At 72.6% G+C, this 24,206-nt stretch carries 24 protein-coding genes; 13 read left to right on the forward strand and 11 right to left on the reverse strand.

Translation table 11 applies throughout. The features are described from left to right. Positions 1-4 precede the first annotated feature (4 nt). The 3 genes from G3I41_RS27485 (at position 5) to G3I41_RS27495 (ending at position 2,639) form a co-directional block, all read left to right on the forward strand. Positions 5-789, forward strand: a protein-coding gene (locus G3I41_RS27485) for an IS5 family transposase (RefSeq protein WP_239081604.1) whose coding sequence is annotated in 2 segments (ribosomal slippage) — positions 5-326 and positions 326-789 — 786 coding nt in all. Because the reading frame shifts where the segments join, the coding sequence is not laid out codon by codon here. 33 nt (positions 790-822) lie between these two features. Then, complete coding sequence (locus tag G3I41_RS27490) at positions 823-1,218, forward strand: hypothetical protein (protein ID WP_239081601.1); 396 nt, start codon at positions 823-825, stop codon at positions 1,216-1,218. Between the two features lie 23 nt (positions 1,219-1,241). Then, the gene (locus G3I41_RS27495) at positions 1,242-2,639 is read left to right on the forward strand and encodes a gluconate:H+ symporter (RefSeq protein WP_164403068.1); all 1,398 of its coding nucleotides are present in this window, start codon (positions 1,242-1,244) and stop codon (positions 2,637-2,639) included. Here G3I41_RS27495 and G3I41_RS27500 read toward each other — a convergent pair. Continuing rightward, a complete protein-coding gene (locus tag G3I41_RS27500; RefSeq protein ID WP_203601736.1) occupies positions 2,625-3,308 on the reverse strand; it encodes a cytochrome b/b6 domain-containing protein in 684 nt (227 codons plus the stop codon). The two genes, G3I41_RS27495 and G3I41_RS27500, sit on opposite strands and share 15 nt — an antisense overlap. Beyond that, positions 3,250-3,915, reverse strand: coding sequence for a molybdopterin-dependent oxidoreductase (locus G3I41_RS27505; RefSeq protein WP_239081868.1), 666 nt, complete (start codon positions 3,913-3,915; stop codon positions 3,250-3,252). The genes G3I41_RS27500 and G3I41_RS27505 overlap by 59 nt, the downstream gene beginning before the upstream one ends. 180 nt (positions 3,916-4,095) lie before the next feature. Here G3I41_RS27505 and G3I41_RS27510 point away from each other — a divergent pair, with 180 nt between their 5' ends. Beyond that, the gene (locus tag G3I41_RS27510) at positions 4,096-4,536 is read left to right on the forward strand and encodes an ASCH domain-containing protein (RefSeq protein ID WP_164403071.1); all 441 of its coding nucleotides are present in this window, start codon (positions 4,096-4,098) and stop codon (positions 4,534-4,536) included. 7 nt (positions 4,537-4,543) lie between these two features. Here the strand turns inward: G3I41_RS27510 and G3I41_RS27515 are convergent, their stop codons facing one another. Together G3I41_RS27515 and G3I41_RS27520 are read right to left on the reverse strand one after the other, a co-directional pair. Beyond that, on the reverse strand, positions 4,544-5,794 hold the full coding sequence (locus G3I41_RS27515; protein WP_164403072.1) for an aromatic acid exporter family protein: 1,251 nt from the start codon (positions 5,792-5,794) through the stop codon (positions 4,544-4,546). A 101-nt stretch (positions 5,795-5,895) separates the two neighbouring features. After that, the gene (locus tag G3I41_RS27520; RefSeq protein ID WP_164403073.1) at positions 5,896-7,551 is read right to left on the reverse strand and encodes an FAD-binding dehydrogenase; all 1,656 of its coding nucleotides are present in this window, start codon (positions 7,549-7,551) and stop codon (positions 5,896-5,898) included. A gap of 178 nt (positions 7,552-7,729) precedes the next feature. Between G3I41_RS27520 and G3I41_RS27525 the strand changes: the two genes are divergently transcribed. The 4 genes from G3I41_RS27525 (at position 7,730) to G3I41_RS27540 (ending at position 10,095) form a co-directional block, all read left to right on the forward strand. After that, positions 7,730-8,620 carry a DMT family transporter gene (locus G3I41_RS27525; RefSeq protein ID WP_164403074.1) on the forward strand — a complete coding sequence of 297 codons (891 nt, stop codon included), beginning with the start codon at positions 7,730-7,732 and terminating at the stop codon, positions 8,618-8,620. A 48-nt stretch (positions 8,621-8,668) separates the two neighbouring features. Next, positions 8,669-9,187: an NUDIX domain-containing protein gene (locus tag G3I41_RS27530; RefSeq protein ID WP_164403075.1), complete on the forward strand. Its 519-nt coding sequence runs from the start codon at positions 8,669-8,671 to the stop codon at positions 9,185-9,187. 204 nt (positions 9,188-9,391) lie between these two features. After that, on the forward strand, positions 9,392-9,787 hold the full coding sequence (locus tag G3I41_RS27535; protein ID WP_164403076.1) for a DUF202 domain-containing protein: 396 nt from the start codon (positions 9,392-9,394) through the stop codon (positions 9,785-9,787). Next, the gene (locus G3I41_RS27540) at positions 9,784-10,095 is read left to right on the forward strand and encodes a DUF202 domain-containing protein (RefSeq protein ID WP_164403077.1); all 312 of its coding nucleotides are present in this window, start codon (positions 9,784-9,786) and stop codon (positions 10,093-10,095) included. Before G3I41_RS27535 ends, G3I41_RS27540 begins: the two co-directional genes overlap by 4 nt. 16 nt (positions 10,096-10,111) lie before the next feature. Here G3I41_RS27540 and G3I41_RS27545 read toward each other — a convergent pair whose 3' ends face one another. After that, positions 10,112-11,056 carry an NADP-dependent oxidoreductase gene (locus tag G3I41_RS27545; protein WP_164403078.1) on the reverse strand — a complete coding sequence of 315 codons (945 nt, stop codon included), beginning with the start codon at positions 11,054-11,056 and terminating at the stop codon, positions 10,112-10,114. 49 nt (positions 11,057-11,105) lie between these two features. After that, a complete protein-coding gene (locus G3I41_RS27550; RefSeq protein WP_164403079.1) occupies positions 11,106-12,395 on the reverse strand; it encodes a glucarate dehydratase family protein in 1,290 nt (429 codons plus the stop codon). Positions 12,396-12,548: 153 nt separating this feature from the next. Here G3I41_RS27550 and G3I41_RS27555 point away from each other — a divergent pair, with 153 nt between their 5' ends. Both G3I41_RS27555 and G3I41_RS27560 read left to right on the forward strand, forming a co-directional pair. Then, positions 12,549-13,571 carry a phosphotransferase family protein gene (locus tag G3I41_RS27555; protein WP_164403080.1) on the forward strand — a complete coding sequence of 341 codons (1,023 nt, stop codon included), beginning with the start codon at positions 12,549-12,551 and terminating at the stop codon, positions 13,569-13,571. Positions 13,572-13,577: 6 nt separating this feature from the next. Beyond that, complete coding sequence (locus tag G3I41_RS27560; RefSeq protein ID WP_164403081.1) at positions 13,578-14,792, forward strand: acyl-CoA dehydrogenase family protein; 1,215 nt, start codon at positions 13,578-13,580, stop codon at positions 14,790-14,792. Between the two features lie 4 nt (positions 14,793-14,796). Here the strand turns inward: G3I41_RS27560 and G3I41_RS36530 are convergent, their stop codons facing one another. Beyond that, complete coding sequence (locus G3I41_RS36530) at positions 14,797-14,961, reverse strand: hypothetical protein (RefSeq protein ID WP_203601737.1); 165 nt, start codon at positions 14,959-14,961, stop codon at positions 14,797-14,799. Positions 14,962-15,035: 74 nt separating this feature from the next. Between G3I41_RS36530 and G3I41_RS27565 the strand changes: the two genes are divergently transcribed. Then, on the forward strand, positions 15,036-15,929 hold the full coding sequence (locus G3I41_RS27565; RefSeq protein WP_164403082.1) for a LysR family transcriptional regulator: 894 nt from the start codon (positions 15,036-15,038) through the stop codon (positions 15,927-15,929). Here the strand turns inward: G3I41_RS27565 and G3I41_RS27570 are convergent. The 3 genes from G3I41_RS27570 to G3I41_RS27580 are packed head-to-tail and all read right to left on the reverse strand — an operon-like array spanning position 15,919 to position 18,971. Further along, complete coding sequence (locus G3I41_RS27570) at positions 15,919-16,512, reverse strand: TetR/AcrR family transcriptional regulator (protein WP_164403083.1); 594 nt, start codon at positions 16,510-16,512, stop codon at positions 15,919-15,921. The genes G3I41_RS27565 and G3I41_RS27570 overlap by 11 nt on opposite strands. Before the next feature lie 39 nt (positions 16,513-16,551). Continuing rightward, positions 16,552-18,210, reverse strand: coding sequence for an AMP-binding protein (locus G3I41_RS27575; RefSeq protein ID WP_164403084.1), 1,659 nt, complete (start codon positions 18,208-18,210; stop codon positions 16,552-16,554). Next, positions 18,207-18,971: an SDR family oxidoreductase gene (locus G3I41_RS27580; protein WP_164403085.1), complete on the reverse strand. Its 765-nt coding sequence runs from the start codon at positions 18,969-18,971 to the stop codon at positions 18,207-18,209. The genes G3I41_RS27575 and G3I41_RS27580 overlap by 4 nt, the downstream gene beginning before the upstream one ends. Before the next feature lie 184 nt (positions 18,972-19,155). On the opposite strand from G3I41_RS27580, the gene G3I41_RS27585 reads away from it, so the two are divergent. After that, positions 19,156-20,442 carry a DUF1343 domain-containing protein gene (locus G3I41_RS27585; protein WP_164403086.1) on the forward strand — a complete coding sequence of 429 codons (1,287 nt, stop codon included), beginning with the start codon at positions 19,156-19,158 and terminating at the stop codon, positions 20,440-20,442. Positions 20,443-20,530: 88 nt separating this feature from the next. On the opposite strand, the gene G3I41_RS27590 is transcribed toward G3I41_RS27585, so the two are convergent. Beyond that, positions 20,531-23,371, reverse strand: a complete 2,841-nt coding sequence (locus G3I41_RS27590; protein ID WP_164403087.1) for a penicillin acylase family protein — start codon at positions 23,369-23,371, stop codon at positions 20,531-20,533. A gap of 229 nt (positions 23,372-23,600) precedes the next feature. On the opposite strand from G3I41_RS27590, the gene G3I41_RS27595 reads away from it, so the two are divergent. Further along, a partial coding sequence (locus tag G3I41_RS27595; RefSeq protein WP_164403088.1) for a hypothetical protein occupies positions 23,601-24,206 on the forward strand: 606 nt, incomplete at its 3' end.

Consider the following 24,206-nt stretch of genomic DNA (forward strand, 5'->3'; position numbering starts at 1 on the left):
GCGCTTGGTGCCGGACGAGCTGTGGAAGCTGTTCCAGCGGGTGGTCCCGCCTGCTCCGGCCCGACCGCAGGGCGGCGGCCGTCGCCGGTACGGGGATCGCGAAGTGCTGGCCGCGATCGTTTTCGTGGCCACGACAGGCTGCACCTGGCGGCAGCTGCCGCCGGTCTTCGGTCCGTCGGGGCCGACTGCTCACCGGCGGTTCACCGAGTGGAGTGCCGCCCGAGTCTGGGCCAAGTTGCACCGCGTCATCCTGGATGAGCTGGGCTCGCGCGGCGGCCTGGACTGGTCGCGCTGCGCGATCGACTCGGTGAACATGCGGGCCCTGAAAGGGGGGAGCTGACAGGTCCGAATCCTGTCGATCGGGGCAAGAAGGGGTCGAAGATCCACTTGATCACCGAGCGGACCGGTCTGCCCATCTCCGTCGGGATCTCCGGCGCGAACCTCCACGACAGCCAGGCGCTTGAGCCGCTGGTGCGCGGCATTCCACCGATCCGGTCCCGCCGCGGCCCGCGCCGGCGACGGCCCGCCAAGCTCCACGCGGACAAGGGGTACGACTACGACCACCTGCGTCGTTGGCTCCGCTGGCGCGGCATCCGCCACCGCATCGCCCGAAGAGGCGTCGAATCCTCCACGAGACTGGGCCGGCATCGCTGGACGATCGAGCGAACGATGTCCTGGCTGGGCGGCTGCCGCCGCCTGCACCGTCGTTACGAGCGCAAGGCCGAGCACTTCCTGGCCTTCGTCGGCATCGCAGCCGCCCTCATCTGCTACCGCAGACTGACAACCTGACGGGCGACACCCGCAGGTGGGACGATCCACAGCATGATCGGATGGATGCACCACGCCCCGCGCTGGGCGGTCATATCGGCCTGCAGCATCGCAGCCGCCCTGCTCTTCATCGGGGCTTCCGCACACGTCACCGACCTTCAACGCCATGGTCTGCACCCGTACGACTGGGCGCCATGGTGGCTCAACCTCTACTGGTCGTCGCTGGCGCTGTTCGACACGCTCGCCGCCGTGCTACTGATCCGGGGCAAATGCCAAGGAATCGACCTCGCCTGCGTCATCGTGGCGACCGACCTCGCCGCCAACTGGTACGCGGCCTACGGCATCCAGGACAGCAACCTCGCCGCTCAGCCCCGCCTGCAACGGCTGGCAGTCTTCGCCGCCCTCGTTCTGGGAACGGCACCGTTCATCCGACGGCACCTCACCAATTGAGATGACGTCTAAGGATCACCACCGTGACCAGTCTCAGCGTCGAGATGCTGGCAGCGGACGCCGCCGAACCGATCACCTCGGCAGGCAACGCTCAGTTGGGCATCGCCGTCCTGGCGGGCATCGCCGTCATCGTCCTGCTCATCACCAAGTTCAAGATGCACGCGTTCCTCGCGCTCACCATCGGCTCGCTGGCGCTCGGCTCGTTCGCCGGTGCCGCGCCGGCGAAGACGATAGCGAGCTTCACCGCGGGCCTCGGCTCGACCGTCGCGGGCGTAGGCGTCCTGATCGCGCTCGGCGCGATCCTGGGCAAGCTGCTCGCGGACTCCGGCGGCGCCGACCAGATCGTGGACACGATCCTGGCGCGGACGAGCAAGCGGGCGATGCCGTGGGCGATGGTCCTCATCGCGTCGATCATCGGTCTGCCGCTGTTCTTCGAGGTCGGGATCGTCCTGCTGATCCCGGTCGTGCTGCTCGTCGCCAAGCGCGGCAACTACTCCCTGATGCGCATCGGCATCCCGGCCCTGGCGGGCCTGTCCGTGATGCACGGCCTCATCCCGCCGCACCCCGGCCCGCTCGTCGCGATCGACGCGCTCGACGCCAACCTCGGCGTCACGCTGGCCCTCGGTGTGGTCGTCGCCATCCCGACGGTGATCCTGGCCGGACCGGTCTTCTCGCGTTACGCCGCCCGCTGGGTGGACATCAAGGCGCCGGAGAAGATGATCCCGCAGCGCCCCTCCGAGGAGCTGGAGCGCCGCCCCGGCTTCGGCGCCACCCTCGCCACGATCCTGCTGCCCGTCGTGCTGATGCTGATCAAGGCGCTCGTGGACATCGTGGTGGACGATCCGGAGCAGGGGCTCCAGAAGGTCACCGACGTGATCGGCTCGCCGCTGATCGCGCTCCTCGCGGCCGTGATCGTCGGCATGTTCACGCTGGGCCGGGCGGCGGGCTTCACCAAGGCGCGGCTCTCCACCACCGTGGAGAAGTCCCTCGCCCCGATCGCCGGTGTGCTGCTCATCGTGGGCGCGGGCGGCGGCTTCAAGCAGACGCTGATCGACGCGGGCGTGGGCCAGATGATCCTGGACTTCTCCGAGGACTGGTCGATCCCCGCCCTGCTGCTCGGCTGGCTGATCGCCGTCGCGATCCGGCTCGCGACCGGCTCGGCGACCGTGGCCACGATCTCGGCGGCCGGCCTGGTCGCCCCCCTCGCGGCCGACATGTCGACCTCGCACGCGGCCCTGCTCGTCCTCGCCGTCGGCGCGGGCTCGCTCTTCTTCAGCCATGTCAACGACGCCGGTTTCTGGCTGGTGAAGGAGTACTTCGGCATGAACGTGGGCCAGACGGTGAAGACCTGGTCGGTGATGGAGACCATCATCTCCGTGGTCTCGCTGGTCTTCATCCTGCTGCTGTCACTGATCGTCTAGCCGGTCCCGCCGGTCGGGCGCCCACAGCGGGTGCTCGCGGCGGGCCCACTCCCGGCCCACCGACCCGGAGCGCATGCCGCGGCGTGCCTCCGGGTCGGCGTATGCCAGGGCGATGTGGCCGGCCAGCACCAGGCCGGCCGCGAGGGCCAGCCAGTCGTGGACGAAGGTCGCGGCGGTGCGCCACACCAGCGGGGCGAACCCGGTGAACCACATCAGCAGTCCGGTGCCGGCCATGACCAGCACCGCCCCGGCGATCCACGCCGCGTAGAGCTTCTGCCCGGCGTTGAACTTCCCGGCCGGCCGCGCACCGGGCCGCCGGTCGCGCCGCAGTGCCGCCCGCAGCCACTGCCGGTCGTGCGGCCCGAACCGGTTGAGCCGCCGCAGGTCCGCCCGCAGCGACCGCGCCGCCAGCCCCGCGAGCAGCGGTACGGGAACGAGCAGCCCGGACCACTCGTGCACGGTGACCACGAGGCGGCGGCGCCCGACGAGTCCGGCGAGCTGCGGCACGTACAGGCAGGCGGCCGAGGCCACGCACAGCAGCATCAGCGCGGCGGTGGTCCGGTGCACCAGGCGCACCGGGCGGGCGAACCGGTGGACCCGGCCGGCCGGGTCAGACGGTGGGGGCGTCGTCGCGGCCGTTGGACCGGCCGACCCAGGCGTCGACGTCATAACCGAGCTTCTCCCAGTAACCGGGGCGTACGGAGTCCGTGACGGTGATCCCGGAGAGCCATTTCGCCGACTTGTAGAAGTACATCGGGGCCACGTAGAGCCGTACCGGTCCGCCGTGGGCGTGCGACACCGGCTCGTCGTTCATCCGCAGCGCCACGAGCACATCGGCGCGGCGGGCCTGGGCGAGGGTGAGGCTCTCGCTGTAGGTCCCGTCGAAGCAGGTGAAGCGGACGGCCCTCGCACCCGGCCGCACCCCGGCCGCGTCCAGCAGGGCGGAGAGCCGCACGCCCTCGAAGGCGGTCTCCGGAACCCGCCAGCCGGTGACGCACTGGACGTCCCGGAGGGTACGGGTCTGCCGCATCCCGCGCAGCGCGTCCAGCGTGTACGTGGCCGGGCGGTCGACCAGCCCGTCCACCGTCAGCCGGTAGTCGGCGGCGCCCTTCGCCGGTACGGAGGAGGCGACGGAGTAGTAGCGGAAGCCGCCGCCGTTGGGCAGCAGCCCGGTGAGCCCGGTGGGGTCCTTGCCCGCGACCGCGCCCAGACCCGATTCCAGGGTGCGTTGCAGCACGGGCGCGGCGACGAGTCCGGCGGCGCCGAGGCCCAGCATGGCCAGGACCACGCGGCGGCCGACGGGGGCGCCGAGGCCGTCCGGGCCGTCGGGCGGGGAAGTGTTCACCCGACGATTCGAGCACCCGGGGCGCCGGCGCGCCAGGGGCGGGAGCGGGCCGTCACCGTCCCGTCAGATTTATCGCGCGCCGGGGAGGGGCCCGGTGCCACACTGGCGCCCATGCCGAACCGTGAAGCGCTCAAGCCCTTCCTGCTCGCCTTCCCCGGGCCGCTGCGCGACCAGCTGGTCGCCGCGGTCCTGGACGGGCGGAAGGTGTCCACCTCCGGACTGCTCGTGGAGTACGAGATCGAACAGGAGGAGCTGCCGCCGGTCGGTGAGCGGTCCGCCCTGATCGACTCGGACGGCCGGGAGATCGCCGTACTGGAGGTGACCGAGGTACGCGTGCTGCGACTGGCGGACGTCGGCCTCCAGCACGCGCTGGACGAGGGCGAGGGCTACGCCTCGGTCGCCGAGTGGCGGGCCGGCCACGAGCGGTTCTGGCACAGCGAGGAGATGCGCGACGCGCTCGGCGACCCGGAGTTCACGGTGGACGACGAGACGATGATCGTGGCCGAGCGGTTCCGGGTGGTCGAGCGCATCGAGGCGGGCGCGGAGGGCTGACCGGGTCTCACCGCGCCTCGGCCCCGGCCCGCTTGCTCCGGCCCGCGCCCTTCACCAGGCCCAGACGGCGGCGGAACGCGAGCAGCCGGGGATGGCGTTCGTGCAGCACGGCCGAGCGGCGGTCGAGCTCCTGGCCCAGGCGCTCGGCGCGCTTCTCGATGTCCAGCTCGTCCAGGATGCGGTCCACCTCGGCGAGCAGCGCACCGTGCAGCTGCCACTTCCGCGGGTGCTCCTGGACGGCGGCCAGCAGCATGTCCGCCACCAGGTCGCGGGTCCTCCGGCTGGTGTCGAGCGCTTCGGTGAGCCGGTCCTCGGCCTCCTCGGCGCTGGCGGCGACCGGGGTCGTGATGAGCAGCGAGAAGCTCTCGATGGCCCCCGCCATCTGCTCGAACAGTTCCGTGGTGTGGGCGGCGACCTCGGCCGGGAAGAGGGGTGCGTCGCCCCGGTCCTTGGCGAGGTCGGTGAGGGTCCTGGACAGCACCCGGACGACGACGGCGCAGATCTCCAGCGTGTCCAGGCCCGTCCGCAGCACCACGCGGTGCAGCAGCCCCTGCCGCACCCGCGGGTTGTACATGAGGCTTTCCTCGGCCTGCCGCAGCGAGGCGTCCACCTCCACGATGTCGTGGTCGAGTCGGCGGGCCCGGTGCAGCCGTTCGGCCGCCTCGGCCACGGTGACCGGGCGGGCGAGGTCGCTCCCCAGATCGCGGAACATCTGCCCCATCTCGCGGGCCAGCCCGTCGATGGAGGCGCCCGCGGTCTGCACCCAGACGGGCGGGGCGAACAGCAGGTTGAACAGCAGGCCCACGCCGGCGCCGATCAGCGTCTCGTACACGCGCTCCCACGCCATGCTGGAGCGCGCGGTCTGCGAGGTGACGCCGAGGACCAGCATGGCGCTGATCGCCACCTCGGGGACGAACTCGTCCACCCGGACCAGTCTGCCGATGATCAGCGCCGTGAAGATGGTCAGCCCCAGGCTCCACCAGGAAATGCCGACCAGGGAACTGAAGCCGCTCGCGATGAGGACGCCGACGACGACGGCCACCACACGCTTGACCGACATGTTGACGGTGGCGTAGAGGGTGACCTGGACGACGAGCAGCGCGGTCAGCGGTGCGGTCAGGGGTGCGGGCTCGGTCAGGGTCGCGGTCGCCACGGCATAGGCGATGACCGCGGCGCCCGTGGAGCGCAGGGTCTGCGCCGCCACGGGCTCCGTGGTGCGCCGGACGAGGTTGATGACGGGTTCGGCTACTCCTGGCATCTTCTTCCCATGCCCGGATAGGGGCGTCTCCCCACGGTTCCGTCCCAGGAACCCCACCGGACGGACGCGCCCGCGGCCGGGAACCCCTCGGCCGAGCGCCCTCAGCCGACCGCCTTCGCCGCCGCCCGGCCCGCCGCGCGGCCGGAGAAGATGCAGCCGCCCAGGAAGGTGCCCTCCAGCGAGCGGTAGCCGTGCACCCCGCCGCCGCCGAAGCCGGCCGCCTCCCCCGCCGCGTACACCCCGGGGAGCGGGGTGCCGTCGCCGGTCAGGACGCGCGAGGACAGGTCGGTCTCCAGGCCGCCGAGCGACTTGCGGGTCAGGATGTTGAGCCGTACGGCGATGAGCGGCCCGGCCTTCGGGTCGAGGATGCGGTGGGGCGTCGCCGTGCGGATCAGTTTGTCGCCCAGGTAGCTGCGGGCGCCCCGTATCGCGGTGATCTGGAGGTCCTTGGTGAAGGGGTTGGCGATCTCCCGGTCGCGGGCGGTGATCTCGCGGCGCAGCGCGTCCTCGTCGATGAGGCCGTCCCCGGTGAGGGCGTTCATGCCGCGCACGAGGGAGCCGAGGTCCTTCTCCACGACGAAGTCCGCCCCGTGGTCCATGAACGCCTTCACGGGGCCCGGGACGTCGGCGCGGGCGCGGCCGATCACGCCGCGGACGGACTTGCCGGTCAGGTCGGGGTTCTGTTCGGAGCCGGAGAGGGCGAACTCCTTGCCGATGATCTTCTGGTCGAGCACGAACCAGGTGTAGTCGTGGCCGGTGCGCATGATGTGTTCGAGGGTGCCCAGCGTGTCGAAGCCGGGGAAGAGCGGGACGGGCAGCCGCTTGCCGGTGGCGTCCAGCCAGAGGCTGGACGGGCCGGGCAGGATGCGGATGGCGTGCTTGTCCCAGATGGGGTCCCAGTTCTCGATGCCCTCGGTGTAGTGCCACATCCGGTCGCGGTTGATGTGGTGGGCGCCCGCCTTCTCGGCGACGCCGAGCATCAGCCCGTCGACGTGCGCGGGAACGCCGGAGAGCAGCTTGGCCGGCGGGGTGCCGAGCCGCTGCGGCCACTGGGCGCGTACGAGGTCGTGGTTGCCGCCGATGCCGCCGGAGGTGACGATCACCGCCTGGGCCCGGAGCTCGAAGGAGCCGTCGGCGTCCCGGCTGCTCGCGGTCCCGCGCGGCGCGGCGCTCGGCTCCAGGATCTCGCCGGTCACCGTGTCGACGGCGCCCCCGGTGCGGGCGAGGCCGGTGACCCGGTGGCGGAAGCGGAAGGTGACGAGGCCCTTGGCGACGCCCTCGCGGACCCGGCGCTCGAAGGGGGCGACGACGCCGGGCCCGGTGCCCCAGGTGATGTGGAAGCGGGGGACGGAGTTGCCGTGGCCGTTCGCGTCGTAACCGCCGCGCTCGGCCCAGCCGACGACGGGGAAGAACCGCATGCCCTGGGCGTGCAGCCAGGAGCGCTTCTCACCGGCCGCGAAGTCGACGTACGCCTCGGCCCACTGGCGCGGCCAGTGGTCCTCCTCGCGGTCGAAACCGGCCGTGCCCAGCCAGTCCTGGAGGGCCAGCTCATGGCTGTCCTTGATGCGCATCCGGCGCTGCTCGGGCGAGTCCACGAGGAAGAGGCCGCCGAAGGACCAGTGCGCCTGGCCGCCGAGCGACTGCTCCGGCTCCTGGTCGAGCACGATGACCGAGCGCCCCGCGTCCACCAGCTCCGCGGCGGCCACGAGCCCGGCGAGCCCCGCCCCGATCACGATCACATCAGCGTCGTACGCCATGGTTTCCATCCTTGTCGGGGCTCGCGAAGTTACTGGTGCGTCAGATCTTGGGCACCGCACCTCCCCGCGTCAACCGCCCGGTCACCGCCCCGGTCGGCCGCGCCGCGCCGCACCGGCCGGGGCGGGCGGTTATCGTCGAAGCACATCACCCTCCTCCGGCCTGACGTGGGGTGGACAAGTGTCGGTGCTGGTCCTCGTGCTCGCCGTGACGGCCGCCTGCTGTCTGGGCTTCGGCTTCGTGTTCCAGCAGGCAGCCGCCGCGCACGCGCCCAAGCGCGACTACCTGACGTTCCGGCTGCTGCTCGACCTGATGAAGGTGCGCAGTTGGCTGGCGGGCATCGGGCTCATGGTGTGCGGGATGGTGCTCGGGGCGCTGGCGCTCGGCAAGGGCGAGGTCTCCGTCGTGGAGCCGCTGCTGGCTACGAACCTGCTCTTCGCGATGGCCCTGTCCCGGCACCGTACCGGCCAGCGGCTCGGCCGGCAGGGCTGGGCGGGGCTCTGGCTGCTGGCCCTCGGGGTCGCCGCGTTCCTGGTGGCGGGCGAGCCGAAGGGCGGCGAGGCGGTGTCGAGCCCGCTGCGGCACTGGCTGGTCGTCGGGGTGGTGGCGGGGCTCGCGCTGCTGCTGACCGCGTTCGCCAAGCGCCGCAGGTCACGGATGTCCCCGGCGCTGCTCGCGGTGGCCGCCGGGCTGCTCTACGGCTTGCAGGACGCGCTGACCCGGGTGAGCGGTGAGCGCTTCTCGGAGGCGGGCTGGTCGGGCCTGCTGACGTCCTGGCAGCCGTACGCGGTGCTCGTGCTCGGGGTGACGGGCCTGCTGCTGGTGCAGAGCGCCTTCGAGACGGGTCCGCTGCGGATGTCGCTGCCCGCGCTGACGGCGGCCCAGCCGCTGGCCGGGATCGCCTGCGGGATCGGCTTCCTGGGCGACCGGGTGCGGACGGACACGGGCGCGCTGGCCTGGCAGGCCACGGGGCTCGCGGCGATCGTGACGGGCATCGTGCTGCTGGGGCTGCATCCGGCGATGCCGGAGGGCCCGGTGCGGCGCGGTACGCACAGCCTCCAGCGGCACTGAGCGCGGGGCGGTGCCGGGCCGCCCGGGGCCTGCGGTTGGATGGCGGGCATGAACCCTTCTGACGAGATCCTGGACATCGTCGACGAGAACGACGTGGTGGTGGGGCAGGCCCCGCGCGGCGAGGCGACCGCCCGCGGGCTGCGCCACCGGTGCGTCTTCGTCGAGGCGCGGGACGCCGAGGGCCGGGTCTTCGTGCACCGCAGGACCGCGAGCAAGCTGGTGTTCCCCTCGCACTACGACATGTTCGTCGGCGGGGTGGTCGGCGCGGGCGAGAGTTACGACGAGGCGGCGCTGCGGGAGGCCGAGGAGGAGCTGGGCGTATCGGGGCTCCCGCACCCGGAGCCGCTGTTCACGTTCCTCTACGAGGACGAGGGCGGCCACCACACCTGGTGGTCGGCGGTCTACCAGGTCAGGTGCGAGCTTCCGGTGAACCCGCAGGTGGAAGAGGTCGCCTGGCACGCCTTCCTGGACGACGCGGAGCTGGAGCGGCGACTCGGCGACTGGCTGTGGGTGCCGGACGGGCTGGACTGCTACCGGCGGCTGCGGGCGTTCCGGGAAGCCGACTGAGCCGGTCGGAAGTGGACGGAAAAGCGGCGGATAAGACCGCCCGGCAAGTGGTGGGCGGATGAAGGAGCGGGGCTGGGTGCGTGCAGCTGCAAGGCGGAGGATCGAGGCAACGCGGAGCGTTGGTGATTGACGACAACGCGGCAGATGCGCGTGCCCAGCCCCGCGACGCCAGCCACCATTTGCCGGGCGGTCTAAGGTCCAGGCGTGAACGAATTCGTACAGAGCCTGCGGCTGTGGTTCGCACCGCAGCGCATCCGCGCCGAAGGCGAGACGCCCGACTACCGCTTCTCGCTCGCCAACGAGCGGACCTTCCTCGCCTGGATCCGGACCGCCCTGGCCCTGATCGGCGGCGGCTTCGCGGTCGACCAGTTCCTGCCGGAGCTGTCCGGCTGGGTGCGGGCAGGCCTGTCGCTCGCGCTGCTCGCGGCGGGCGTGCTGTGCGCGCTGCGGGCGGTCAACCACTGGGTGCGGTGCGAGCGGGCGATGCGGCGCGGCGAGGACCTGCCGGTCTCGCGTTTCCCGACGCTGCTGAGCGTCGCGGTCGCCGTGGTGGCGGTGGCGATGGTGGTGGTGGTGCTCTTCGGCTGGGAGGGCCGGTGACCGCCGGGGAGCGCGACCCGGGGCTCCAGCCGGAGCGGACCCGGCTGGCGTGGCGGCGTACCACCCTGTCGTGCACGGTGGCCGCGGTGCTGGCCGTGCGGCAGACGCTGCACGGCGGGGCGACGAGCGCGGGGGTCATCGCGCTGTCCCTGAGCGCCCTGGCCTGGCTGGGGTTCCTTCTGGTCGCCCACCGCCGGGTGCAGTCCATGGGCGGCGCCCGCCCGGAGCCCATGGAGGCGGCGGGTGTGATCACGGCCGCCGCGTGCACGGTGGCGCTGGCGGTGTTCGCGGCGGCGATGCTGTTCTGAGGGCCGGGCCCCCGGCTCACCCCTCCGGCGCGTCCCAGTCCACGCTGACGACGATCTTGCCCCGGGTCCGGCCCTCCGCGTTGAGCCGCTGGGCCGCCGCCGTCTCGGCCAGCGGGAAGACCCGGTCGACGTGCACGGTGACGATGCCCTGCTCGGCCAGTTCGGCGAGGTGCGCGAGGTCCTCGGCGTCGGGCCGGACGAACGCGTACCGGCCGCCGTACGAGAACACCTCGGTGTCCACGATGGAGGCCAGGCGCCCGTCCGGGGCCAGGGTCTCGGCGGAGGCGCGCAGGGCGTCCCCGCCCACCGTGTCGAAGGCGGCGTCGATGCCGTCGGGGGCCAGGGCCCGCAGCCGGTCCGCCAGCCCGTCCCCGTACTCCACGGGCTCCGCGCCGAGCCGCCGCAGATGGTCGTGGTTGCGCTCGCTCGCGGTGCCGATGACGCGGCAACCGGCGTGCCGGGCGAGCTGGACGGCGAGCGAACCGACGCCGCCCGCCGCCGCGTGGACGAGGACCGTCTCGCCCTCCTGGACGCGCAGGACGCGGTGGAGCACCTGATAGGCGGTGAGGCCGGCCAGGGGCAGGCCCGCCGCCTCCTCGAAGCTCAGGCGCAGGGGCTTGCGCGCGAGGGTGCGCACGGGCGCGGCCACGTACTCGGCGAAGGTCCCCCGGCCGAGGAAGTCCTCGCGTACGTAGCCGATGACCTCGTCGCCCACCGCGAACTCGTCCACCGCGACGCCGGGCTGGACGACGACGCCGGAGACGTCCCAGCCGGGGATCACCGGGAAGACCGTGTCGAGCAGGCCGTCCAGGGCGCCCTCGCGGGCCTGCCGGTCGACCGGGTTCACGGCGGCGGCGCGTACCTTCACCAGGACGGTGTCGGGGCCCACCGTGGGGTCGGGCCGCTCGCCGTACTCCAGGACGCCCTCGTCGCCGAATCGGCTGTAGCTGATCGCCTTCATGCTCCGACCCTCGCGGTGGGACGGCGCGCCCGCAACTCAGCCGGTGCCGTCACCAGCGCGGGATCGAGGGGGTCCGCCAGTCCGGATCGGCCTTGCGCATCGCGGCGGCGTCGTCGCGCTCGCGCAGGGTGCCGTCGTCGTCGAGCCAGCGGCGGTGCAGGGCGGCGAGCCGCTCCCGGTCGAGTTCGACGCCGAGGCCGGGGGCGTCGGAGACGGTGAGGCGGCCGTCCTCGAAGACGTGGCGGGCGGTGATGACGTCCTCGGACTGCCAGGGGTAGTGGCTGTCGCAGGCGTAGTCCAGGTTGGGGACGGTGGCCGCGACGTGCGTCATCGCGGCGAGACTGATCCCCAGGTGGGTGTTGGAGTGCATCGAGAGCCCGACACCGTGCAGGCGGCAGATCGCGGCGAGCTCGCGGGTGCGGTGCAGCCCGCCCCAGTAGTGGTGGTCGGACAGCACGACCTGGACGGCGTCCCGGGCGAACGCCTCGGGGACCTCGGCGAGCGTCGTGACGCACATGTTGGTGGCCAGCGGTACGCCGGTGGCGGCCGAGACGGCGGCCATCGCGTCCGTGCCGCTCGCCGGGTCCTCCAGGTATTCGAGGACGTCCTCCAGCTGCTCGGCGACGTACCGCGAGGTCTCCACGGACCAGGCGCCGTTGGGGTCCAGGCGCAGTGGCTGCCCCGGGAAGGCCTCGGCGAGCGCGCGGACGGCGGCGATCTCCTCGTCCGGCGGGAACACGCCGCCCTTGAGCTTGAAGGAGGAGAAGCCGTGGTCGCGGGCGAAGCGGCGGGCCTGGGCGACGACGCCGGCCGGGTCGAGGGCGGCGCCCCAGTCGTCGCGCTCGCCGCCCTCCGGGTGCTCGGCCCAGCGGTAGAAGAGGTACGCGCTGTACTCGACCCGGTCGCGGACCTTGCCGCCGAGCAGCGCGTGCACCGGGAGCCCGACGGCCTTGCCGAGCGCGTCCAGGCAGGCCACCTCGAAGCCGGAGACCACCGAGAGCCGCAGCTTGTCCGCGGTCTGCACGCCGCGCAGCCCGCTCGCGTCGACCCGCTCGTCGGCCGCCCGTGAGTCGCCGCACACCTCGTCGGCCAGGGCGAACAGCCCGTTCACATCGCTGACCGGGCGGCCCGGCAGGGCGGCGGCCAGCGGCCTCGCCAGCTCCAGGTACGTGCCGTCGCCGTAGGTCTCCCCGATGCCGGTGACCCCGCCCCGGGTGACGACCTCCACGACGAGCCGCGGCGTGTACGGCTGGTGGACCCCCTGCGTGTTGAGCAGGGGCGGGTCGGCGATGAGGATCGGGGTCAGCCGGACTTCGTCGATGAGGAGCGCGGTATCCATACGTGAACCCTATTCAGGGATACGACCGAGCACCAGAGGCCCGGTTCTACCGCCACGAAAGACTCCGCATCCGGTTCCGGGAGCACACTGGACGACATACCGACTGGTCGGCATCATGAGAGCGACCATTCGCCCACCCCGGAGGTACGCACGATGAGCCACGTCCACCCGCCAGGTCTCGATCTCGACCGGCTGCGCGGACACCTGGACCGCGAGCGCCCGGGGCTGGTGAACGGGCCGCTGGACGCCCGAGTCGTGGAGGGCGGCCGGTCGAACCTGACGTACGTCGTCACCGACGGCACCGGCCAGTGGGTCGTGCGCCGGCCTCCGCTGGGGCACGTCCTGGCCACCGCGCACGACATGAAGCGCGAGCACCGGGTGATCAGCGCCCTGCACCCGACGGCGGTCCCGGTGCCCGAACCGCTCCTGCTCTGCGAGGACGACTCGGTCCTCGGAGCGCCGTTCTACGTCATGGAGTACGTCGAGGGAACCCCGTACCGCACGGCCGAGCAGCTGGCCCCGCTCGGCCCGGAGCGCACCCGCGCCGCCGTGCTCGCCCTGGTCGACACGCTGGTCGAGCTGCACGCCGTGGACCCCGGGGCGGTCGGGCTCGGCGACTTCGGGCGGCCCGAGGGCTTCCTGGACCGGCAGCTGCGCCGCTGGGGCAAGCAGCTGGACGGCTCCCGCAGCCGCGAGCTGCCCGGCATCGACGAGCTGCACGCGGCGCTCGGCCGCGACCTGCCCGTCTCCCCCGCGCCCACGGTGGTGCACGGCGACTACCGCCTGGACAACGCGCTGATCGGCGCCGACGACGAGATCAGGGCCGTCCTCGACTGGGAGATGTCCACGCTCGGCGACCCGCTCACCGACCTCGGGCTGCTCGTCATGTACAGCTCCGACCTGGGGCTGCCCGAGTCGCCGGTCTCCACCACCAGCAGCGCGCCCGGCCACCCGTCCCCCGCCGAGCTGATCGAGCGCTACGCGGCCCGCTCCGGCCGCGACACCTCCGCCATCTCCTGGTACACGGCGTTCGCCTGGTTCAAGCTCGCCGTGATCCTGGAGGGCATCCACTACCGCTACACCCTGGGCCAGACGGTCGGCGGCGGCTTCGACCGCATCGGCGACCTCGTCCCCGTCTTCATCGAGCACGGCCTCACCACCCTCCAGGAAGGCTGAACCCCCATGGACTTCGCATTCGACGCCCGCACCGAGGAGCTGCGCACCCGGCTCCTCGCCTTCATGGACGAGCACGTCCACCCGGCCGAGCGGGTCGCGGACGAGCAGCGCGCCGAGCTGGACTCGCCCTGGCAGACCCCGCGGATCGTGGAGGACCTGAAGGCGGAGGCCCGCCGGCAGGGCCTGTGGAACCTCTTCCTGCCGGGCACGGACCACGGGGCCGGGCTGAGCAACCTCCAGTACGCGCCGCTGGCGGAGATCCTGGGCCGCTCGCCGCGTCTGGCGCCCACCGCGACGAACTGCGCGGCGCCGGACACCGGGAACATGGAGGTGCTGGCCGAGTTCGGCACCGACGAGCAGAAGAAGCGGTGGCTGGAACCGCTGCTGGCCGGGGAGATCCGGTCGGCCTTCGCGATGACGGAGCCGGAGGTCGCCTCCTCGGACGCGACCAACATCGAGACCCGGATCACCCGTGACGGCGGGGACTACGTCATCAACGGCCGCAAGTGGTACATCTCCGGGGCGATGAACCCGGACTGCGAGATCTTCATCGTGATGGGCAAGACGGACCCGGACGGCGCGGACATCCGCCGCCAGCAGTCGCAGATCCTCGTCCCCCGGGACACCCCCGGTCTGACGGTGAAGCGCGCCATGCGGGTGTACGGCTACGAGGACCACTGGCACGGCGGCCACGCGGAGGTCGTCTTCGAGGACGTGCGCGTCCCGGCGTCGAACCTGATCGGCGAGGAGGGCGGCGGCTTCGCCATCGCCCAGGCCCGGCTGGGCCCGGGGCGCATCCACCACTGCATGCGGCTCATCGGCATGGCGGAGCGCGCGATCGAGCTGATGTGCCGGCGCGCGGTCTCGCGTACCGCCTTCGGCAAGCCGCTCGCCCAGCAGGGCGTGGTGCAGAACTGGATCGCGGACGCCCGGGTCACCGTCGAGCAGCTGCGGCTGCTGGTGCTGAAGACGGCCTGGCTGATGGACACCGTCGGCAACCGGGGCGCGCACACCGAGATCCAGTCCATCAAGATCGCGACTCCGCGCGCGGTGGTCGGCATCCTCGACCAGGCGGTGCAGCTGCACGGCGCGGGCGGGGTGAGCCAGGACTTCCCGCTCGCCGAGCTGTGGGCCTCGGCCCGGACGCTGCGGCTGGCGGACGGCCCGGACGAGGTGCACCAGCGCTCGCTGGCCCGGCGGGAGATCAAGAAGTACCTGTAGCGCTTCAGTAACCCCCGGACGGTACGTGGTCGGCCAGGGCCAGTTCGCGGGCGAAGGCCCGTACCCGCAGCAGGGTGCGGGCCATCAGGCGGACCGTGCGGGGGCGGCGGGGGCCGTAGGCCGCGGTCCACAGGGCGGGGATGCGGGTGGAGCTCTGGATGTGCGCCATGAATCCAGCTTGGCCCCGGCCCGGAAGGCGGTCCAACAGATGGATTCGCTGGGAGCCATCGCTACCGTAGATGCATGGAGATACGCCAGCTCCGCCACTTCATGGCGGTGATCACGCACGGCAGCTTCACCGCCGCCGCCCGCGCCGAGCTGATCGTGCAGTCGGCGCTGAGCACGTCCGTGCGCAACCTGGAACGGGAACTGGGCGCCGAGCTGTTCGACCGCACCGGCCGCCGGGTGGTCCTCACCGAGGCGGGCCGGGCGCTGCTGCCCGCCGCGCGGGCGGTGCTCGCGGGGACGGACGCAGCCCGGGACGCGGTGGCGGCGGTGACGGGGCTGGCCACCGGGCGGGTCCGCGTCGGCACGATCCAGACGCTGACCTGCGTCGACCTGGCCGCCGAGCTGGCCGCGTTCCACCGGCTGTGGCCCGGGGTGCAGATCTCGCTGCGCGAGGCGACGACACCGGAGCTGGTGGCGGCGGTCCGCGCCGGGGAGCTGGACCTCGCCTATCTGGCGCCGGACGCCGCCGAACTGCCCGAGGGCATCACCGCGTTCGCCACCTGGCACGAGGAGCTGGTGCTGATCACCGCGCCCGGCCACCCCCTCGCGAGGGCCGGGCGCACCCTGATCAAGGACCTCGCCGAGGAGCCGTTCGTGGACTTCCGGGCGGGTACCGGCCTGGAGACGGCGGTGCGCCGGCTGGCCGCGCACTGCGGTCTGGAGCGCCGCATCACCTGCGACGTCACGCAGATCCGGCTCCTCGTCGACCTCGTCCGGGCGGGCATCGGGGTGGCGATCGTGCCGCGCCGGATCGGCGAGGACGCGGGGCTGCCGTGCGTGACGATCCGGCAGCCCGAGCCGGGCCGGACGGTGCTGCTGGTGGGCCGGGCGCCCCGGCCGCGCAACCCGGCGGCGGAGGCGCTGCTCGGGCGGCTGTGCGGCGGGCAGGGCGCCGCCGTTACGGTCTGAGCGCCCGCAGCAGCAGGTCGGCGAGGTGGTCGGCGACCTCCTGCGGAGTGAGGGGGCCGTCCGGGCGGTACCAGGTCGACAGGTGGTGGACCGAGCCGAAGTGGTAGTCCACGATGAGGTCCGCCGGGGTGGCCGTGGAGAACACCCCGCTGCGCTGGCCCTCCTCGATCAGGGCGCGGAAGCGCTCGTGGTAGCGCCGCCGCTCGCCCCGTACCTGCTTGTTCTTCTCCGGGCTCAGGTGGTGCATGGAGCGGAAGAAGATCGAGGCGTCGTCCAGGTTCTCGATGGTGGTGACGACGACGTCGGCCGCAGCGTCGCGCAGCCGCCGCTCGATCGGCGCCTCGGCGTCGGCGAAGGCGTCGAGCCGCTCCTGCTGGAGGCGCAGCACCCGGGCGTACACCTCCTGGAGCAGGTCCTCCTTGGAGCCGAAGTAGTGGTACAGGGCCCCCTTGGTGACTCCGGCCGCCTCCACGATCTCCTGCACCGAGGTGCGGTCGTAGCCCTGCTCGGCGAAGAGCCGGGTGGCGGCGGCCAGCAGTCGCTGGGGGACGGGGGTGCCGCTCCCGTCCGTCTCCTTGGCCATAGCCGCCGCCTTCCTTCCGTGCGTACGCGAATGTCTGTTCTAGCGGGCTGAACGCAGTTCCCGCCTGAGGATCTTCCCACTTGCCGTCTTGGGCAGCTCGGCCAGGATCTCGACCTCGCGCGGGTATTTGTACGCGGCGAGCCGTTCCTTGCAGTACGCCCCCAGCTCGTCCGGCTCCACGGACGCGCCGGGACGCAGGCTGACGTACGCCCGGACCGTCTCCCCCCGGTAGGCGTCGGGCACGCCCACGACGGCGGCCTCGCGGACGGCCGGGTGCGTGTAGAGGACGTCCTCCACCTCGCGGGGCCACACCTTGAAGCCGGAGGCGTTGATCATGTCCTTCTTGCGGTCGACCACGTAGAGCCAGCCCTCGCGGTCCATGAAGCCGATGTCGCCGGTGCGCAGCTCCCCGTCGGGGAAGGCGGCCGCGGTGGCCTCGGGCAGCCCCCAGTAGCCGGAGACGACCTGCGGACCGCGCACCGCGATCTCGCCCTGCTCCCCGAAGGGCACCTCGGCACCGTTCTCGTCCAGGATGCGGACGACGGTGTCCGGGCCCGGCACGCCGACCGAGAGGGTGCCGGAGACCGGGTCGACGGGCGCCTCGCGCTCCGGGGGCACGGAGGCGCAGGGGGCGGTGCACTCGGTGAGCCCGTAGCCGTTGCGGATGTACGGGCCGAAGCCCGCCCGGAACTTCTCCACGAGCGCGGGCGGCAGCGGCGCGCCGCCGGACGAGATGACCCGGAAGGACGCGAAGTGCTCGGGCGTCACGCCGGGGGTCGCGGCCAGCGCCATGAAGGCGGTGGAGGGCCCGACGGTGTACGCGGGGCGGTGCTCGGCGAAGGCGTCGAGGACGACCCCGGGGTGGAAGCGGTAGGCGAGGACGAGGGTGCCCGCGTTGGTGAGGCAGGCGGCCAGCTGGCACACCATGCCGGTGATGTGGAAGAGCGGGGCCAGCGCGAAGTAGGCGGCGCCCTCGGGGACGGGGTGGCCGGTGCGCTGGCGTTCGGCGTTGACCATGATGTTGCCGTGGGAGTTCATGGCGCCCTTGGGGGTGCCGCTCGTCCCGGAGGTGTAGCTGATCAGCGCGGTGTCGGCGGCGGCGGGCTCCCGGCCGGCCGGGGCGGCGAGGCCCTGGCGGGCGACGGCGACCAGGTCGTCGGCGTCCCCGGCGGCGGGCAGCCGCTCGAAGTTCAGGACCCGCTCGTCGTTCTCCGTCTGGAGGTCCAGCTCGCAGGCGGTGAGCGCGATCCGGACGCCGGGCGCGGCCGCGGCGGTGTCCCGGAGGTACGCCTCCCAGGCCCGGTCCGAGCAGATCAGGGCGGTGACCCGGGCGTCCTTGAGGACGTGCCCGACCTCCGCGGACTTGTACATCGGGTTGAGCGGGACGACGGTGGCGCCGGCCTTCCAGGCGCCGAGGAGCGCGAGGACGAACTGCGGGGAGTTCTGGAGCATGATCGCGACCCGGTCGCCGCGTTCCAGGCCCCGGGCGGCGAGGTGGCCGGCCACGGAGTCGGAGAGCCCGTCCGTCTCGCGGTAGCCGAGGCGGCCGTCGAAGTAGGCGAGGGCCGGGTGGTCCGGGGTGCGGGCGACCGACGCGCGGAAGGCGTGCACCAGGGTCTCGGCGGGGTGGACGGGGGCCCGCTGGGCCTCGCTGAGCAGCGGGAGCCAGGGCTTCGCCGCGTAGATGGACTCGGTCATGCTCCGGTCTCCTCCCAGGTGCGCTGGAGGCGGTTCATCCCGCGGATCCAGCGGTCGGTGTCGGCGGCGCGGGCCTCGTAGTAGCCGGCGACCTCGGGGTGCGGCAGGACCAGGAACCGGTCCTCGGCCATGGCGTCGAACAGGGCGTCCGCGACGGCCCCGGGCTCGATGGCGCCGGGGGCGAGGACGAGTTCGCCGGCCGATCCGGCGGCGGTGAGCATGTCCGTGCGCACGCCCTGCGGGCAGATCGCGTGCACCTTGACGCCCCGGTGCCGGTAGGTCAGCGACAGCCACTCCGCGAAGGCGACCGCACCGTGCTTGGTCACGCTGTACGGGGCCGCGCCGATCATGGTGAGCAGCCCGGCGGCGGACGCGGTGGAGACGAACCGGCCGCTGCCGCGTTCCAGCCAGTCCGGGAGCAGCGCGCGGGCCGCCCGGACGTGGGCCATCACGTTGACGTCCCAGGCCGCGGCCCAGACCTCCTCGTCGGCCAGCGGGTCGCCCGGCGAGGCGAGGCCCGCGTTGGCGCAGTAGACGTCGACGGTGCCGTCCAGGGCGTCCCGGGCGGCGTCCACGATCCGGGAGGCGTCCCCGGCGACGGCGGTGGCGCCGGTCTCCTCGGCGAGCGCCTCGATCCGGGACGCGTCGAGGTCGTTGACGACGACCCGTGCGCCCTCGGCGGCGAATCTGCGGGCGAGGGCGGCGCCGATGCCGCCTCCGGCCCCGGTGACCACTACGCCCGCGCCCTGCACCGTACTCATCGCTCTCGCACCTCTCAGCCGACTGCACGGGCAGACTAACCAGTCGGTATGTCGTGTGGGAAGAGGGGGAACCGTCTCATCGGCCACTCCCGGCGCGGCGGCCCCGTCCGACACGTTCCCCCGGGCCCGTCCGCGCGCTAGCGTGCGTGACCATGACACTCGTCGCGATCTTGGAGGTAGCCGAATGAGCCTGTCCAGGCGTGGTTTGCTGACCGCCGGCGGTGCGATGGGAGCCCTCGCGGCCACGGCCGCCTCGGCCGGGCCGGCGGCCGCCGGTGCCTCGCACGGCAAGGGCCACGGGCACGGGAACGGGGGCGGGCAGCGGGTCCGCACCGGCTTCGACCGGCTGGCGGCGGACGGCTACGCCCTGCTGAAGGGGCAGCGCGTCGGCGTCGTCACCAACCCGACCGGGATCACGTCCGACGTCCGGCACATCGTGGACGTGATGCACCCGGACGGCCGGGTGGACCTCACCGCGGTCTTCGGCCCCGAGCACGGCTTCCGGGGGACCGCCCAGGCGGGCGGCTCCGAGGGCCGCTACGACGACCCGGCGACCGGACTGCCGGTCTACGACACGTACCTGAAGAGCGGTCAGGCGCTCGCCGACGTCTTCACGGCGTCGGGCGTGGACACGATCGTCTTCGACATCCAGGACGCCGGCGCCCGCTTCTACACGTACATCTGGACGCTGTACGACTGCATGGAGGCGGCGGCGCTCGCGGGCAAGAGGTTCGTCGTGCTGGACCGGCCGAACCCCGTGTCGGGGCGGGCGGCGCTCGGGCCGGTCCTGGACCCCGCGTTCGGCACGTTCGTGGGGCGCCGGGAGATCTCCCAGGCCCACGGGATGACGGTGACCGAGCTGGCGCTGCTGTTCAACGGGGAGTTCTTGAAGGAGCGCCCGGCGGAGCTGGAGATCGTGAAGATGTCGGGGTGGTCGCGCTCCGACTTCTTCGACGCCTCGGGCCTGCCGTGGGTGCCGCCGAGCCCGAACATGCCGACGCCCGACACGGCCCTCGTCTACTCCGGCACCTGCCTCTTCGAGGGGACGAACCTGTCCGAGGGCCGCGGCACGACGCGCCCGTTCGAGCTGCTGGGCGCGGAGGGCATCGACCACACGTGGGCGGACGCCGCCAACGCGCTCGATCTGCCCGGGGTGGCGTTCCGCGAGGCGTACTTCGCGCCGACGTTCTCGAAGTTCCAGGGGAAGACCGTGGGCGGGGTGCAGCTGCACGTCCAGGACCGCGAGGTCTTCGATCCGGTGCGTACGGGGATCGCGCTGCTGATCACCGCGAAGCGGACGTGGAGCGGGTTCGCGTGGCGGTCGGACAACTGGATCGACAAGCTGACCGGCAACACCCGGGTGCGCACGATGATCGACGCGGGGGCGGACCTGGACGAGGTCGTCGGCGCGTGGGCGGACGACCTCGCGGCGTTCCGGGCCGTGCGGAAGCGGTATCTGCAGTACCGGTGAGCATGCGGGCGGGCCCGCGCGCGCGTCGCCGTGCGCGCGGGCCCGCCCGACCGACCGGTTCCGTCCTCAACCGCCGGACGGGCTGGGTCTACCGGTGGCTCGGGAACTCCACCACCTGCTGGTACGTCGGGCGGTTCTGCCAGTGGATGGACTTCTGGGCGATGCCGCCCAGCGCGCGGTGGATGATCGAGTCCGTGCACCACTGGTCGCCGGCCTTGCAGCTGTCGTCGCCCGGGTAGACCTCGGCCTCCGGGACCGCCGCCGCCGCCTTGAGCGAGGCGAGCAGCGCCGTACGGCAGGCGCTCAGGTCGCCGCCTCCGCAGTACGACTTGGCCAGCGGGCCCTTGACCTGCTGGCCGAGCACCTGGCGCAGGTCCTTGTCGGCGAAGCCCCACCAGCCGTACTGGAAGGCCGAGCCGCTGTGCGCCCCGCTCGGCCCGTGGCTGGCGGCCGGGGACTCGTCGGTGCCGAGGTTCGCGGTGAGCGCCTCGTACAGGCCGTCACCGAGGCCGGGCCGGAACTCCGCCTCGATCAGCCGGGGCCACCACGCGTCCATGATCCGGACCGCGTCGGCGTGCCCGTAGGTGTGCGAGCCGGGACTCGTCTCCTTGCGCTGGGCGCCCGCCGCCCGCCAGGAGTCCAGCTGCTGGACCACCGCGTTCAGGTCCGGGTCGGAGACCGGCTGGGAGCGGACGATCTTCAGCAGCTCGGGCAGCAGCTGCTCGCCGCGCAGGTCGGTGAGGGCCGCGTCCGCCATGGCCCGGGTGAGCGAGGCACGGGTCACTCCGCCCTCGGCGACGAGCTTCGCCACCCGGTCGTCCAGCAGGTCGCCCCGGTGCACCGCGCTGAGTCCGAAGCCGGCCGCCGCGTACCCCTCGGCCTGCTTGTTGTTCCAGGAGACGTAGTAGTCCTGGCCGCTGGAGTGCGGGTGCTCGGCGAAGGCGGTGTACGAGGCGGTGTTGGCGGCCGGGTCGTAGCCCTGCCACTCGTACGGCCTCTCGGCGCGGACGGGCAGCGCCGGGTCGACGCCGGGCGCGCGCACCGGGTTCATCCCGCTGTTGTAGTACGCGGCGGTGCGGGAGTCGGCGTAGAACCAGTTGAAGGCGTAGTCGATGTTGCTCGCCGCCCGCTGGAAGGACGCCGCGTCGGTGACGTACGCCGGGTCGTTGAACATCTGGAAGCCGATGATCGAGTCGGCCTCGTGCCGGTACGTGCTGCGGAGCGAGGTGTACGCGACGGGCTTGCCGGCCACCGTGGCGCGGTGGGTGACGATCCCGTAGTCCGTGCGCCAGACCTGCATCCGGTACGAGCCCTTGGCGGTGGAGTCGGCGACGGTCGGCTTCCAGGAGTTGGTCTTCTCCATCTTCTCCATCGCGGTGCAGGCGCCCCGGGAGAGGTAGTGCGTCGAGTTCTTGGTGGGCGTGGAGCCGTCGGGCTCGCACAGGTCGACGGCGTAGGTGTCGGTGATGTCCTGTCCGGCCGAGGTGGCGCTCCAGGCGTAGTCCTGGCCCCGGCCCATCTGGACGTACATGCCGACACCGGCGAAGGAGACGCCGCGCGCGCTGATGCCGGGGCCCTGGATCTCCTGGAGCATCATCAGCTGCGGGGCGAAGTAGCCGGTCTGCGGCCCGAACACGGCGACCGGGTTTCCGCTCGCGGTGTGCTTGCCGGACACCAGCAGGGCGTTGGACATCCCGCGCTTCTGGGCGCCGGAGCCGGACCCGGGCAGCGAGCCCTCCGGGATGACGCCGTCGTCGAAGATGCCCTGCGCCTTCCTGAGCGTGGCCGGCGCCTTGACGGGGGCCTTCACCCCGGTGCCCGCCGAGCCGGTGCGGTCGTGGATCAGGGGTTCGGCGGTGACCGAGCCCGGGTCCGGGAGGGCCGTGCCGACGGCCTTGTCGGGCTTGTTCGCGTACGGGAAGGAGGTGCCGTCGTGGATGGTGAGCACGGCCTCGGGGTCGTTGCGCTGGCGGAACGACTCCCAGACCTTCGTGCCCTCGGCGACGCCGTACTTCTGCTGGGCGGCGAGCAGCGACAGCGCCGCCTGCACCTCGCCGCCGCCCCCGCCGCCGAACTGGCCGCCGACGACCGAGGCGATGGAGATCAGGTCGGTCAGCTTGAACGGCTGGATCTCGCCGATGTTCGTGATGGCGTCGATCTTGCCGGTCAGGACGTACTCGCCGGGGAAGTAGCGGCCGTCCTTGGACTTCTTGCGGTAGGCGTTGATCCCGTCGACGTACGCCTGCGCGTCCGCCATCGCCTGTTCGCCCCTGGCGCCCTCATGGGTCCTGATGTACTCGACCTGGGCCTCCAGATCGGCCTCGGTGTACGGGGCCTGCGGCCAGAACTGCTGCTCCAGGCCCTGGTTGGCGAGGGCCCCGCCGGCGAACGAGGTCAGTTCGCCGCGCCCGATGTGCCGGAAGAGGTCCATCAGCCACAGCCGGTCCTGCCCGGCCGCGTACCCGGCGCCGAACTCGGTGCCGTAGCGGGTGGTGCCCTTGATGTGCGGGACGCCGGAGGTCTTGTCGCGGGTGATGGTGACGTCGTCGCGCGGCGAGGTGACGGACTCGACCTGGTCCTTCGGCACGCCGAACGAGGCGTCGTTGAAGAAGTCGGTGAGCTTCTGGTCGGTGAGCCCGGTGTGCCCGGCGACCAGGCCGTCGTAGCGGTCGAGCTGGTCGTCGCTGTGCGCGGGATGGGTGCCGAACGCCTTGTTGCCCAGGATCTCCACCAGGGTGGCGTTGCCGTTCTCGCCGGGCGGCAGGATGTCGTCGCACTGCCCCTGGCAGTGGTCGGGGACGGGGTCCGCCTCGGCGGGGCCCGCGTGGGGAGCGGCGGCGAGCAGGGACGTGCCGAGGGCGAGAGCCGCGGCCAGGACGGCGGCTCTGGTGGTACCGGTGCGGGCGGTCATACGGGTGCGTGGGGGCATGCGTACTCCTCCGAGAGGCCGATGCGCGGCAGGTTACCGGCGGTATGACCGGCCGGTAAGATGAACATCGGTCACCTTTTCGAAATCACCACATGCCGCCGGATTCTGTGCGGCGTCTCATCTTTCGGACGCTTCGACCCTTGGATGGAGCCGATCCGGGCAGTCGTACGTCCATCCCCTGACGCCGAAGTACGGGCGACGGAGTACGAGCGACGGAGGTGGCGGCTCAATGGCCGGTTTCCGGAGTCTGGCGAGACAGGTCCGCGACCCGAGAAGCGACCTGGCACTGCGGCGGTACTCGCTGCGCAAGTGCCTGGAGCGCTTCGCCCCTTACGGGCACCGGGCGACCTGGGACCATTTGTGCGCGCGGCACGGCATAGCCCCCGAGGACCGGGCCCCGGACCCGGTGCGGCTGGTGCGGGCACTGGACGAGCTGGAGCGGGCCCGCACGGTCTGGCTCGGTTACGAGGCGGGGTTCGCGGAGCGCCGCAGGCGGGAGAAGCACCGGGGGCTGCGCCGGCCCGGCGCCTTCGACGACTGGCACCGGCGCACCTGGGGCGGCAACGGCGTCGCGCGCTGCGACGACCCGGCGGTCCACCCCTCGGCCCCGCTCGCCGAGGTGCTGGCCCGGCTGATCTCGGCCCTGGAGGCGGAGCCCGGCACCGGCTGCCCGGTGTGCGGCAGGACCACGATCACCTGGCGGCACGACCTGGACAGCGAACCGTGGTCGGGCCCGGTCTGCGCCGGCTGCGGGATCGTGGTGCCGCAGCCCGTGCTCACCCCGGCGGCCCTGGCGCGGGCCCGCCGGGACCGCGCGGGCGACCTGGCGACGGTG

The sequence above is a fragment of the Streptomyces sp. SID9727 genome (genome assembly GCF_010550605.1).
In the GTDB taxonomy this organism is placed as follows: Bacteria; Actinomycetota; Actinomycetes; order Streptomycetales; family Streptomycetaceae; genus Streptomyces.